Here is a 12,623-nt window from a genome sequence, read left to right as displayed (position 1 = left end):
GGGGCCGAAGGCGAGGCCCTCGATCTTCTCGCCCACGGGCACGCCAGCGCGGGTCAGCTCGGCGTCAATGTCGAGCCAGAGCGTCTTGGTGGCGGGGGTGACACCAGGCGGGAGCACGTTGGAACCCGCAAGACTGATGCTCGACACATCGGTCGCACCCGAGAAGTCGGTCAGCCAGATGCGCTTTGTGCCAACCGGGAGAAGACCGTCGAGCACGGGGTCGACCCCGAGGCCGCGGTTGTCGCGTTCCAGCACGAGGAACTTGCCGTTGGGAAGCGCCATGATGCCGGAGAGGCCGATGTTGCGGCCCTGGGCTGTCGCTGGGAAGTCATTCGCCGTGCCGGGAATCCGGCCATTGATGTCGGCAAGCGATTCGAGCTGGTAGATATATTGGGCGACGGCCTTGCCGGTGGCGATGTCGAAGACAACCACGCGCACGTTGCGGCTGCGCCGGCCTTCGCGAGCGCCGGGGCCACCTTCTTGCATCAGCGGGTCCTGGAGAACCGCAATCGCCTGCTTGCCATCGCGCGAAAGGGTGAGGCCCTCAAAGCCACGATTGTCCTGCCGGCCGGTGGCAACGGGAGTTGCACCCCCGCGCCCGTCAACGAAGTTCAGCGTACCGTCGGCCTGGCGCGGGAGAAGATTGGCTGGAGTCTCGAAGGCGCGGAGGAAGACTCCGTTCCGGTCGAACTCGTAGAGCGAGGGGCCATATTCGTCGGCCACGAGGAAGTGACCGTTGGGAAGGACGACGAGACCCTCGGGATCATGGCTGAGGCCAAGGACCGACTTGCTGCCGTTGAGGAGCTGCGGGTTGAGGCCGTCGAAAGGCCGGCCGTCGGGCATGGAGAAGTTGACCGTCTTGAGGAGGGTGAAACCGGTGACCGAGCCGTCAGGCTGGATGGCAAGCGTGAACTGATGGACTCGCGGCTGGAAGCCGAGGACACCACCACCGGGGCCCCGATCGGTGTTGCCCCAGAAGGTCCCCGACACCTTGTCGTAGAAAAGATCCGAGCCGAAGGAGAGGCGGTTGCCTGCCGTCGCTGGGCCAAAGCCCGAAAGGTCCGTCGCATTGCCGGGAACGGCCCACATGCCCGTGTAGGTGACGGTGGCCGCCACCGGCGCTGCTGCCACCAGCGCAACGGTCGTCAGAAGCTTGCGAATCATGGAATGCCCTCCTGCAGCCGCCCTGCAGGAACTTTGTTACCGGCTGATGACGATTTCAGGGCGTATCGAATAGGCGGTTGAGCCACGCGGCGATCCGGAGCCCGCCCTTGGCAAGCTGCTGATCGAGGCGCTCCCGATGGGCAAAGATATAGTCGAAGCCAAGGTCCGGGGCGGCTGGGTAGAGGCTGCCACGGATGGCAACAGCATCATCGACCCACTGCTCGGGGTCCGGGCTGGACCAGGCCCGAAGCTGGTCTGGAGTCAGGCGGCGATGCAGGCGTGCGGCCCATTCGCTGAAGGCGAGCCGCTCATGGTCAATCAAGTCACTGTCCCAGACAGCATGGAGATTGGTCTCGCGGCCGAAGAAGCGGACCTTGACGTCATTGCCGCCGCGATCGCCGGGGCGGCCGACATGAAATGGCTGGGCGAGATCTCCGACGATATGGATGGCGAAGCGGAGCGCGAGCTGGCGCTCCTCGAGCGGGGCCTTCACGTCCTTGAGGGTCGATTCGAAACGCCGGAGGGCTGTCAGTGCGTCGCCCTCCGCAGGGGGTGGCTGGTCGCGCCAGCGCTTGCCATCGGGGACGGTCACATAGTGCCAGGGGCTTGCTGTCACCCGCCAGAAAAGGCCCGGTGCCGAGCGCATGTGATCCGCCCAGGTTGAGGCTTCCTCGAGACTTTCGCTGCCCAAGATTTCGCGCACGCCAGCACGGGCCTTCGGCGAGAGATAATGCTCAGCAAGGGCGCCCGTAATGCGGTGGCCAGTTGGCCCCCAGGCGGCCGCCGGTGTTGCCAACAGCAGGGCAAGGAGGAGCCGCATCACCCTCGCCCTGGTCACACAGGCGCTAGAGCTTGGCCGTCAGTTCAGGCACGACCTGAAAGAGATCGCCGACAAGGCCGAAATCGGCCACCTGGAAAATGGGTGCTTCCTCGTCCTTGTTGATGGCGACGATGATCTTCGAATCCTTCATGCCTGCAAGGTGCTGGATTGCACCCGAGATGCCGACAGCGACATAGAGTTCAGGGGCGACGATCTTCCCAGTCTGGCCGACCTGGTAGTCGTTGGGCACATAGCCGGCGTCAACGGCAGCGCGGCTGGCCCCGATGGCAGCGCCGAGCTTGTCGGCAAGCGGTTCGATCGTGCTGTGGAAAGCCTCGCTGCTCCCGAGCGCGCGGCCGCCGGAGACGATGATCTTGGCTGACGTGAGCTCCGGCCGCTCCGAGGCCGTGAGCTCGGCGCCCTTGAAGCTGGAGAGCGCCGCATCGCCGGGGCCGGAAATCTCCTCAACCGCAGCCGCGCCGCTGCCGCTTGCCGCCTTGGCGAAAGCGGTGCCGCGCACGGTGATGACCTTCTTCGCATCGCCCGAGCGCACAGTTGCAATGGCGTTGCCGGCATAGATGGGGCGGGTGAAGGTGTCGGCGCTTTCGACCGAGAGAATGTCCGACACTTGGGCGACATCGAGAAGGGCAGCGACGCGCGGCGCGATATTCTTGCCACGCGAGGTGGCGGGGGCGACGAGGGCGTCGTAGCCCGCCATGAGGCCGGCGACGAGCGGGGCGACATTCTCAGGCAGTGCATGGCCATAGGCGGGATCGCTCGCACACAGCACTTTCGCCACGCCCTCAACCTTCGCGGCCGCCTCGGCGACAGGGCGGCAGCTGTCCCCTGCGACAAGGATATGGACTTCGCCACCAGCGTGGCTTGCAAGCGCGCCGGCAGCAGTGACGGCAGCCAGCGTCGCGTCCTTCAGCTGCTGGTTGTCATGTTCGGCGAGGACCAGGATGCTCATGCGATCGCTCCCGCTTCTTTGAGCTTGCCGATGAGTTCGTCGACGGTTTTGACCTTGATACCGGCACTGCGCTTGGGCGGCTCGGTCACTTTCAGGACCTCGAGCCGGGGGGTGAGATCGACACCATAGTCGGCTGGGGTCTTCATCGCGATCGGCTTCGACTTCGCCTTCATGATGTTGGGAAGCGAAGCATAGCGCGGCTCGTTGAGACGAAGATCGGTGGTGACAACGGCAGGAAGCCGGAGCTCGACTGTCTCGAGGCCGCCGTCGACTTCGCGGGTGACGGCGACATGGCCGTCGCCTGGCTCGACCTTGGAAGCAAAGGTACCCTGCGGCCAGCCGAGGAGGGCAGCGAGCATCTGGCCTGTCTGGTTGGCGTCGTCATCAATTGCCTGCTTGCCGAGAATGACGAGGCCGGGCGCTTCCTCGGCGGCGATCTTCGCCAAGAGCTTGGCGACCCCGAGGCTTTCGGTGGTGACATCGGTCTGGACGAGGATGCCACGATCGGCGCCCATGGCGAGCGCGGTGCGGATGGTTTCCTGGCACTGGGGAACGCCGATCGAGACCACGACGATTTCGGTCGCGACGCCTTTTTCCTTGAGGCGGACCGCTTCCTCGACCGCGATCTCGTCGAACGGGTTCATGCTCATCTTGACATTGGCGAGCTCGACCCCGGTCTGGTCGGACTTGACCCGCACCTTCACATTATAGTCGACCACCCGCTTGACGGGCACCAGCACTTTCATCGCGGGGCTCCCTGGACGCGCTTCGTTGACCCCACGCCCATGCGGAAACGTCGCCGGCCTGTCAACGAACGCGGGGCCGCATGGAGGGCATGCCGGGGTTCAGGCGGAGAAGCCGTTCTCCAGGAACCGGATGGCAAGCGCTGCATGAAGGGCAGCGCCGCGGGCCATGACGCTTTCGTCGAGCACCATGCGGTTGGAGTGGAGCGGACAGCATTGCCGCCATTCGGCGCCTTCGTGGGAGACGCCGAGGAAGAACATGGCGCCGGGCACTTTCTCAAGCACGTAAGCGAAATCCTCAGCACCCATGACCGGCTGGGCCATCTCCTGCCAGGCGCCGGGGAATAGCGCTTCGACAGTTGCGCGGCCGAAGGCAACTGCGCGGGGGTCGCAGACGGTGACGGGAAACCCCTCGGTGAAGCGGACATGCGCGGTTGCACCATGGGCGGCAGCAATCCCCTCGACGAGGCGGCGCAAGCCCTGCTGGACGGCAGCGCGGCGATGGCGCGAGAGGGTGCGGATGGTACCGAGAAGCTCGGCCTTCTCGGCGATCACATTGTTGGTGGTGCCGGCCTGGATGCGGCCGATGGTGACGACCGCAGGATCAGCCACAGGAACTTCGCGCGTCACAAAGGTCTGGATCGCCGAGACGATGGCGCAAGCGATCGGGATGGGATCGAGGGCATCGTGCGGCATGGACGCATGGCCGCCCTTCCCCACCACCGTCACTTCGAGGAGGTCGGCAGAGGCAAGAAGCGCACCGGCCCGGCCGCCGACCATGCCGTGCGGGGCGTTGGGCATGACATGGAGGGCGAAGGCGGCGTCCGGCAGCGGGTCGAGCAAGCCATCCTCCAGCATGAAGCGGGCGCCATGGTGGCCTTCCTCGCCGGGCTGGAACATGAACATGACCGTGCCGGCAAGCTGTTCGCGCATGCCACACAGCAGCCGCGCAGCGCCAACCAGCATGGCGGTGTGGCTGTCATGGCCGCAGGCATGCATCACCCCTTCGACCTGGCTGGCAAAGGGGAGGCCGGTGTCTTCGGGCATGGGAAGCGCGTCCATATCGCCACGCAGCAGCACGGTGCGACCGTTGGCGCCGCCCCGGAGCGTGGCGACAAGGCCGGTGGTGGAAGGTCCCTCGCGCCACTCCAGCGGCAGGTCGGCGAGCGCCTCGCGCACCCTGGCGCTGGTCTTGGGTGTCATCAGGCCGAGCTCCGGCTCGGCATGGATCGCGCGGCGGAGTGCGACCATGTCAGGCAAAAGTGCGTCGGCCGCGGCGATCAGAGTCTCCATCACGGCGTCTCCCGGTTGGCGGCCGGCACCCAGAGCACGTCACCTTGGCCGCCGTGCAGAGCCAGGTTGGCATGGCGCGCCATGACAAACAGATGGTCAGACAGGCGGTTCAGATAGTGGAGAGCAAGCGGGTTGATGTCGCCCTCGGCTGCTGCTGTCACGGCCGCGCGCTCGGCCCGACGCGTGACCGTGCGGGCGACGTGGAGATGCGCTGCAAGCGCAGTGCCACCAGGCAGCACAAAGCTCGAGAGAGGCGCGAGATCCGCGTTCATCGAGTCGATTTCGGCTTCCAGGCGCGCGACCTGGGATTCGACAATACGCAGCGCCCTCCCGCCTTCGGGCCCAGCTGGAGTCGCAAGATCAGCGCCAAGGTCGAAGAGATCATTCTGGATGCGGAGTAGCATTTCCTGGTGCGCACCGCTTGCGTGAAGGAGCGCCACTCCGATTGCGGAATTGGCTTCATCGACACTGCCATAGGCAGCGACACGAGCAGCATCCTTGGCAAGGCGGGAGCCATCGGCGAGGCCTGTTGTGCCATCGTCGCCGGTTCGCGTGTAGATCCGGTTAAGCTTGACCATCTTCAGCTCAGTTGCCGCCGCCGCGGCCGGAGAGGAGGAAGAGGGCGACGACGAGGAGGACGGCGATGGCCTGGAGCGCGACGCGCCAGAACATCAGCTGGTTCGACCGAGTGCCGGAGACGTCCTTTCCCGAGGCCATGGTGAGAACGCCGCGCACCAGTGTGACTGCAACGGCGGCAGCCGCGACAAGGATGAGGGCGATGATGACGCTGTTCACACGCCCTTCCTAGGCTGGTCCTGCAAAGAATGCACGCTCCCTGCAGCCGCAGCTGAGGCAAGGAGGTCCGGGCCAACAGGCGGCAGCGCTGCAAGGCGCGCGGCAAGATCGGCACCCCGCACGCCGAGCGCGCCTAGACTGGCAAGCGTCTCTGCCCGGTCGCGCTTGGCAAGGCGCTTGCCTGCGGCATTGAGCAGCAGCCGATGGTGGAGGTAGCGCGGCGCCGGGAGACCCAAGAGCGCTTGCAGAAGGCGTTGAAGGGGCGTGGCCTCGGCAAGATCGCGGCCGCGGACGACGAGAGTGACGCCTTGTGCGGCATCATCGAGCACACAGGCGAAATGATAGGCAGGCCAGTCATCCTTGCGCCAGATTATGGGGTCTCCGGCCGCGTCGGCGCGGCCTTGCTGCCGGCCGGTGGCAAGGTCCTCCCACTCCTGGACCATGGGCAGGCCAGTCGCGGCGAGATCAAGCCGCCAAGCAAAGGGCATGTCGGCTGGCGGCGAGCGGCCGCGACAAGTGCCGGGGTAGGCGCGCGTTTCGCCTTCGTGCGGGGCGGCGGCGGCCTCTACCTGCCCCCTTGTGCAGGTACAGGCGTAGAGCAGGCCACGCTGGCGGAGCAGGTCGAGGGCGGCGCGGTGGCGCGGGCGCGCTTCCGACTGGAGGAGGAAAGCAGCAGGCGCAAGGCCGAGCCAGGCGAGATCGCACAGGATCCCCGCAACATGCGCTGGGCGACAGCGGCTGCGGTCAATATCCTCGATCCGGAGCATGAGGGCGCCATGGGCTGCTGCCTGCACCGCCGAGAAGGCATGGCCGAGGTGAAGCGGTCCGGTTGGACTGGGAGCAAAGCGGGTAATCTCGGTCATGACAGAAAGTCGCGCTTGACCCCTACGAGATGTGGTGCTGTCATATTGGCGACATACAGCCTCTGGTATAGGGGCGGCGCAGGCGGTGGGAGCCACCTGCCCGAGGTGCGATAGGGCCGGATTTCCAGGTCTGCGTGGGCGCAGTGGGAGGTCTTGCCGGCATGTATCATCCCGAAGTCCTTGAGCGGCTGGAGCGCAATGTCTCGCCGGAAGCTTGCCCAGCGCTGGTGCTCAATGCCGACTATACACCCCTTTCTTACTACCCGCTCTCCCTGTGGTCTTGGCAGGATGCCATCAAGGCCGCCTTCCTCGAGCGAGTGGACGTGGTGGCAGAGTATGACCGCGAGATCCGCTCGCAAAGCTTTGCGATGCGGCTGCCTTCGGTCGTCGCGCTCCGGCAATATGTGCGGCCCTCGACCAATCCGGCCTTCACGCGGTTCAACCTGTTCCTGCGCGACCGCTTCCAGTGCCAGTATTGCGGCAGCCGCGAGGATCTGACGTTCGACCATGTGGTGCCGCGGGCCTATGGCGGGCGGACGACCTGGACCAATGTGACGACGGCGTGCGCGCCCTGCAACTTGAGGAAGGGCGGCCGGACTCCGGCGGAAGCGCACATGATGCCACGTCAGCGGCCGTTCCAGCCGACAAGCTACCAGCTGCAGGAGAATGGCCGCGCCTTCCCGCCACACTACTGCCACGAGACCTGGCGGGATTACTTGTATTGGGATGTCGAGCTGGAGGCGTGAGCCGAGGCGGCTTTCGTCAGGCAAAGCCTGATCGCCAGACACGCCGACCGACGGCGCAGCCGGACGCGGCTAACCCACGATTTCCTCGGGCTTGAAGAAGAAGGCGATTTCGATGGCGGCGTTCTCGTCGCTGTCAGAGCCATGAACGCTGTTGGCTTCAATCGATTCCGCAAGTTCGCGGCGAATCGTGCCTGGCGCTGCATCGGCTGGGTTGGTGGCACCCATCACCGCTCGGTTGCGGGCAACGGCATCCTCGCCTTCGAGCACTTGGACGACAACCGGGCCCGAGGTCATGAAGGCCACGAGGTCGTGGAAGAACGGGCGGTCGCGATGGACGGCGTAGAAGCCCTCGGCCTGCTCTTTCGTCATGCGGATGCGCTTTGATGCAATCACCCTGAGGCCTGCCTCTTCAAGCATGCTCGTCACCTTGCCTGTCAAGTTGCGGCGGGTAGCGTCGGGCTTGATGATCGAAAAGGTGCGGGTGATGGCCATCGCTTGGTCCTCTGGTCGGAAAATCGGGCGCCGCCTAGCGTTGCCTGCTGCCATGCACAAGCCGCCAAGGCTTGACCCGCTGCCGGGACAGGGCCAGATGCCCTGTGGGCCACATATCCGGGCAGTCGCGCAGGCCTTGGCCTTCGAGGAAAGTCCGGGCTCCACGGATCGGCGGTGGCGGGTAACACCCGCCGGGGGTGACCCCAGGGAAAGTGCCACAGAAAGCATGACCGCCGCCCGGCCCCGGCGCACGCGGGGGTGGCGGCAAGGGCGAAATGGTGCGGCAAGAGCGCACCGCACTCCCGGTAACGGGGGTGGCAGGGCAAACCCCACCGGGAGCAAGACCGAATAGGCACGCATGGCCTCGCAAGGGGCCACGGCACGATCCGGCCGGCGTGCGGGTTGGTTGCTGGAGGTGCGTGGCGACACGCGCCCGAGAGGAATGGCTGCCCCCCGAGAAGGGGACAGAACCCGGCTTACAGGATATGTGGCCCATTCCGCTTTGCAAGGCGCATCTTGAATAAACTTTTGACCGTGGCATCCTGCCTCTCCGGACCGGGAGGGGCTGATGGGCAAATATGGGAAACTTGCCGACTATGCGTCTCGGCAATCGGTCGGCCAGTTCAAGCTCACCCTGATCGAGATCGAACGGATCATTGGCGAGAAAGTGCCAAGGAGTGCCTGTCGGCCGCAGTTCTGGGCCAACCGGAAGGTCAGGGAAGCCCGGTTCGGGAAGCGATGCGGCGAACCCACTACCAGACGTTTCTGGAAACTGGCTCGCCTACGCGTGTGCGCTTCGAGCGCTGGTCACGCTAGCCACGGCCGGTTTGGCTGCGGTGCATCAGCATGGCATCCGCAAGGACAAGCGCCATCATCGCCTCGGCAACGGGGGCAGCGCGAATGCCGACACAGGGGTCGTGGCGGCCCTTCGTCACGATCTCGGTTGCCTCGCCCGAGCGCGTGATGGTCTCGACCGGAGTCAGGATCGAGGAGGTGGGCTTGAGCGCAAGGCGCACCACGATCGGCTGGCCCGTGCTGATCCCGCCGGCCGTGCCGCCAGCGTGGTTGGAGAGGAAGCGGGGGCCCTCCCCTTCGGCGCCGGGGCGCATCCGGTCTGCATTCTCTTCGCCGCGCAGGCGGGCGGCAGCAAAGCCGGCACCGATCTCGACGCCCTTGACCGCATTGATCCCCATCATGGCAGCAGCGAGCTGGCTGTCGAGCTTCATGTAGACTGGTGCACCCCAGCCGGCGGGCACGCCATCTGCCACCACTTCGACAATCGCCCCCAGCGAGGAGCCAGCCTTGCGGGCGGACTCGAGCAGCCGTTCCCAGCGGTTGGCGGCCTCACGGTCGGGGCAGAAGAAGGGATTGTTCGCCACTTCGGCCAGATCGAGGTTCGCCCGGTCGATCGCATCGCCGCCCATTTCGACGAGATAGCCGGAGATGCGGATGCTCTCGCCTAGCACCTTCCTCGCAACCGCGCCAGCGGCCACCCGGCAGGCGGTTTCCCGCGCCGAGGAGCGCCCGCCTCCGCGCGGGTCGCGCAGCCCATATTTGGCGTCATAGGCCCAGTCGGCATGGCCGGGGCGGTAGCTGGCGGCAACCTCGGCATAGTCCCTGGAGCGCTGGTCGAGGTTGCGGATGAGAAGCGAGATGGGCGTGCCGGTGGTGACGCCTTCGTAGGTGCCGGAGAGGATCTCGACCTGGTCGGGCTCCTGACGCTGGGTCGTAAAGCGGGACTGGCCGGGGCGGCGGCGGTCGAGGAAGGGTTGGATGTCGGCTTCGGCGAGCGGCAGGCCAGGCGGGCAGCCATCGACAACGACTCCGATAGCCGGGCCATGGCTTTCGCCCCAGGTCGTGAAGCGGAAACTGTGGCCGAAGCTGTTGAAGGACATTAGTCGCGGGCGAGCGCGATGTCGGGCGCGTCGACGGCCTTCATGCCGATGATGTTGTAGCCCGAGTCGACATGGTGGATTTCGCCGGTCACGCCCGAGGCGAGGTCGGAGAGGAGGTAGAGGCCAGCACCGCCGACATCAGCAAGGCTGGTGTTGCGGCGCAAGGGGGCGTTCAGTTCGTTCCACTTGAGGATGTAGCGGAAATCGCCGATTCCGCTTGCTGCCAGCGTCTTGATCGGCCCGGCCGAGATGGCGTTGACGCGGATGTTGCGGGGGCCGAGATCGACTGCAAGATATTTGACCGAGGCTTCGAGCGCGGCTTTGGCGAGGCCCATCACATTATAGTGCGGCACGACCTTCTCGGCGCCATAGTAGCTGAGGGTGAGAAGGCTTCCGCCTGCTGTCATCATCGGGACAGCGCGTTGGGCGACGGCGGTGAAGCTGTAGCAGGAGACATCCATCGACAGGCGGAAATTCGCCCGCGACGTCGCGAGATAGGGGCCGCGGAGCTCTTCCTTGTCGGAAAAGCCGATGGCGTGGACAAGGAAGTCGAGCCGGTCCCAGTGGCGGGCAAGCTCAGCAAAGCAGGAGTCGATCGAGGCGTCATCTGCGACATCGCAGTCGAGCACAAGGGCGGATCCGACGCGCTCCGCAAGCGGCCGCACCCGCCGAGCGAAGGCTTCACCTGGAGTGGAGAAGGCGAGCACCGCGCCTTCAGCATGGAGGGCAGATGCGATTCCCCAGGCAAGCGAGCGGTCGTTCGCAACCCCCATGATGAGCCCGCGCTTGCCTGCCATCAAACCGCTCATCCGCGCATCCCCTTGTTGCCTTTGTGCCCCGACCCGGCCTGGCGGTGCCTCGCAAGAGCCGCGTTGGTTTCCGCCCCAAGAACAATGGCAAAGCCGATGCCATAGAAGAAGAGCAGCGCCAACATGACTCCCGCAAGAGCGCCATAGGTGCGGGCCATGCCGCCCATTGCCGCAAGAATGGGATCGAAGAGAAGTGTGGCCGCAGTCCACAGCAGGATGACGACGAGCGCGCCCGGCCAGTGCGGGCCGGTCGCTGCGACCCGAGGGGCAAGACTGGCGAACAGCGCCCATAGCGCCGCAAAGGCGACAAGGATGGGCGCAAGCCAGGCGAGCGGGGGAATGAGGAAGCCAAGATCGAGCCTTGCCAGAAGCTTGAAAGCAAGTGTCAGCAACAGTGAAATCGCAACGCTGAGCAGCACGGATGCAGCGAAAGCCAGGCTCGCGGCCGTGGCGAGAAGCCGCGTCTTCCAGAAAGGCCGATCGTCTTGGGCGCGATAGGCCCTTGAGATGATGCCACGCAGCGTGTCGAGAAAGCCGGAGACGGTCCAGAGACCGACGAGGACCGAGAGGCCGAGTGCGCCACGCGAACTGCCAGCGATGACCTCGTCGAGGAGTGGGCCGATCACGTCGCGGACAGCTGGCGGGAGCAAGCCGAGGACGCCGGCAATGGCATAGCTTCCGGCCTCCGAGCGGCCCGCAAGTCCGGCCAGGGCAGTCACCAGGATTGCAGCCGGGAACAGGGTGACGAGAGCGAGATAGGCGAAATTGCCAGCATGAAGGGATCCGTCTTGCCAGGCAGCGCCGACAATCTCGCGCACAAGCGCAATCGCAGGGCCGAACGGCCGGCCCACCAGGCTCAGCCCTGCCCTGTCTGCCGCTCGCGGAACAGTTTCTCGAGCGCAGCGTCGCCCACTGGCACCTCGACCATAACTCGGGCCAGAAGATCGCCCCGGGTGCCGTCACGGCGAGTCCAGCCCTTGCCCTTGAGGCGCATCACCTTGCCCGAGCTGGTCCCAGGTGCGATCGCCAGCATCACATCCCCCTCCAGTGTGGGCGCACGGACCTTGCCACCGAGAACAGCGTTGGCAAGCGGAACCGCCAAGTCAGTTCGGACATCATCTCCGCTGCGTTCAAAGCGGGCATCGGGCTGGATGACGATTGTCACGATGGCATCGCCTGCACCAGCGGGCCCAGGTTCGCCCTGGCCGGCGAGGCGGAGCTGCTGGCCATCCTCGACGCCGGGGGGCAGCTTCACGTCGACCGTCCGGCCCGAGCGCAACGTGATCCGCTGTGGCCGGGCGAGCGCGGCATCGGCAAAAGAAACAGCAAGGCGGTAAGCAACATCGGGCCCCTTCGCTGCCGGGCGTGGGCCCGTCCGACCGCCACGCACGCCACCGAACAGCTCGGAGAGAATGTCACCGAAATCCGCCTCGAAGCTGGCGGAGTCGCCTGGCGGAGGGGGCCGGAAGCCACCGGGCCGCGACCCGGCGCGCGCAAAGCCGTCGAAGCCGCGTGGCATGCGCGGGTTGCCATCGCCATCAATCTCGCCGCGATCATAGGCTGCACGCTTGGCCTTGTCGGAAAGAAGGTCATAGGCGGCTGTCACCCTCTTGAACCGCTCTGCCGCCCTCGGATCATGGGCGTTGCGGTCGGGATGAAGTTCTTTCGCGAGTTTGCGATAGGCGCGCTTGATGGCAGCCTCATCGGCATTTCTGTCGACACCCAGGGTGACATAAGGATCAGCCATTCGCGATCGAGTCTAGAAGGTCCGCAGCAGCACGCCTACTGTTGCCAGAAAGCCACATGCATCTAGGTGGCCTTGCACCGCCCCGCAAGCCGGCCTAGGCGGCGGCCATGGAAGATCCCGTGGCGCGGTTCGGGGGCTGGTTGGCGGAGGCCGAAGCGTGCGAGATCAACGATCCGAACGCCTGTGCGCTTGCAACCGTCGCGTTGGGCGAAGATGAAAGCATCTGGCCCGATGTGCGGATGGTGCTTTTGAAGCGGTTCGACGCTCGAGGTTTTGTCGTCTACAC

14 protein-coding genes, 1 other RNA gene and 1 pseudogene are annotated in these 12,623 nt (G+C 65.6%); 3 read left to right on the top strand and 13 right to left on the bottom strand.

The features are described 5' to 3' along the window. The 8 genes from ACWIQA_RS01045 to gluQRS all read right to left on the bottom strand — a co-directional run. On the bottom strand, positions 1 to 1,164 hold a 1,164-nt coding region (locus ACWIQA_RS01045; protein WP_448581209.1), incomplete at its 3' end, for an esterase-like activity of phytase family protein. Positions 1,165 to 1,219: 55 nt separating this feature from the next. Continuing rightward, positions 1,220 to 2,002 carry a S1/P1 nuclease gene (locus tag ACWIQA_RS01040; RefSeq protein ID WP_448581208.1) on the bottom strand — a complete coding sequence of 261 codons (783 nt, stop codon included), beginning with the start codon at positions 2,000 to 2,002 and terminating at the stop codon, positions 1,220 to 1,222. Positions 2,003 to 2,009: 7 nt separating this feature from the next. Next, a complete protein-coding gene (locus ACWIQA_RS01035) occupies positions 2,010 to 2,954 on the bottom strand; it encodes an electron transfer flavoprotein subunit alpha/FixB family protein (RefSeq protein WP_448581207.1) in 945 nt (314 codons plus the stop codon). Continuing rightward, entirely contained in the window at positions 2,951 to 3,700 is a 750-nt protein-coding gene (locus ACWIQA_RS01030; RefSeq protein WP_448581206.1) for an electron transfer flavoprotein subunit beta/FixA family protein, read from the bottom strand. The genes ACWIQA_RS01035 and ACWIQA_RS01030 overlap by 4 nt, the downstream gene beginning before the upstream one ends. Before the next feature lie 99 nt (positions 3,701 to 3,799). Beyond that, a complete protein-coding gene (locus ACWIQA_RS01025) occupies positions 3,800 to 4,990 on the bottom strand; it encodes a M20 metallopeptidase family protein (protein ID WP_448581211.1) in 1,191 nt (396 codons plus the stop codon). After that, positions 4,990 to 5,568 (bottom strand): cob(I)yrinic acid a,c-diamide adenosyltransferase, encoded by a 579-nt coding sequence (locus ACWIQA_RS01020; protein WP_448581205.1) that lies wholly within the window; start codon positions 5,566 to 5,568, stop codon positions 4,990 to 4,992. Before ACWIQA_RS01020 ends, ACWIQA_RS01025 begins: the two co-directional genes overlap by 1 nt. 7 nt (positions 5,569 to 5,575) lie before the next feature. Beyond that, positions 5,576 to 5,785, bottom strand: a complete 210-nt coding sequence (locus ACWIQA_RS01015; RefSeq protein WP_448581204.1) for a twin transmembrane helix small protein — start codon at positions 5,783 to 5,785, stop codon at positions 5,576 to 5,578. Continuing rightward, positions 5,782 to 6,648: a tRNA glutamyl-Q(34) synthetase GluQRS gene (gene gluQRS, locus ACWIQA_RS01010; RefSeq protein WP_448581203.1), complete on the bottom strand. Its 867-nt coding sequence runs from the start codon at positions 6,646 to 6,648 to the stop codon at positions 5,782 to 5,784. Before gluQRS ends, ACWIQA_RS01015 begins: the two co-directional genes overlap by 4 nt. Before the next feature lie 161 nt (positions 6,649 to 6,809). Here gluQRS and ACWIQA_RS01005 point away from each other — a divergent pair, with 161 nt between their 5' ends. After that, positions 6,810 to 7,394: an HNH endonuclease gene (locus tag ACWIQA_RS01005; RefSeq protein WP_448581210.1), complete on the top strand. Its 585-nt coding sequence runs from the start codon at positions 6,810 to 6,812 to the stop codon at positions 7,392 to 7,394. Between the two features lie 69 nt (positions 7,395 to 7,463). On the opposite strand, the gene ndk is transcribed toward ACWIQA_RS01005, so the two are convergent. Then, positions 7,464 to 7,886 carry a nucleoside-diphosphate kinase gene (gene ndk / locus ACWIQA_RS01000; protein WP_448581202.1) on the bottom strand — a complete coding sequence of 141 codons (423 nt, stop codon included), beginning with the start codon at positions 7,884 to 7,886 and terminating at the stop codon, positions 7,464 to 7,466. A gap of 109 nt (positions 7,887 to 7,995) precedes the next feature. Here ndk and rnpB point away from each other — a divergent pair. Beyond that, positions 7,996 to 8,381: RNase P RNA component class A (gene rnpB, locus ACWIQA_RS00995), an RNA gene on the top strand. 317 nt (positions 8,382 to 8,698) lie between these two features. Here the strand turns inward: rnpB and aroC are convergent. From aroC to ACWIQA_RS00975, 4 genes are read right to left on the bottom strand one after another with little or no spacing between them, the layout of a single operon-like run. Beyond that, entirely contained in the window at positions 8,699 to 9,781 is a 1,083-nt protein-coding gene (gene aroC / locus ACWIQA_RS00990; protein ID WP_448581201.1) for a chorismate synthase, read from the bottom strand. Next, positions 9,781 to 10,590 carry an enoyl-ACP reductase FabI gene (gene fabI / locus ACWIQA_RS00985; RefSeq protein ID WP_448581200.1) on the bottom strand — a complete coding sequence of 270 codons (810 nt, stop codon included), beginning with the start codon at positions 10,588 to 10,590 and terminating at the stop codon, positions 9,781 to 9,783. Before fabI ends, aroC begins: the two co-directional genes overlap by 1 nt. Continuing rightward, entirely contained in the window at positions 10,587 to 11,441 is an 855-nt protein-coding gene (locus tag ACWIQA_RS00980; protein ID WP_448581199.1) for a YihY/virulence factor BrkB family protein, read from the bottom strand. Before ACWIQA_RS00980 ends, fabI begins: the two co-directional genes overlap by 4 nt. Positions 11,442 to 11,446: 5 nt before the next feature. Next, on the bottom strand, positions 11,447 to 12,337 hold the full coding sequence (locus tag ACWIQA_RS00975; protein ID WP_448581198.1) for a DnaJ C-terminal domain-containing protein: 891 nt from the start codon (positions 12,335 to 12,337) through the stop codon (positions 11,447 to 11,449). Positions 12,338 to 12,444: 107 nt separating this feature from the next. Here ACWIQA_RS00975 and ACWIQA_RS00970 point away from each other — a divergent pair. Then, positions 12,445 to 12,623: pseudogene (locus tag ACWIQA_RS00970) on the top strand (pyridoxamine 5'-phosphate oxidase); the annotation flags it as partial.

It is taken from the genome of Thermaurantiacus sp., from assembly GCF_053487655.1.
Note: the sequence above shows the minus strand (reverse complement) of the source record. Positions and strands in the feature narration are given on the sequence as shown.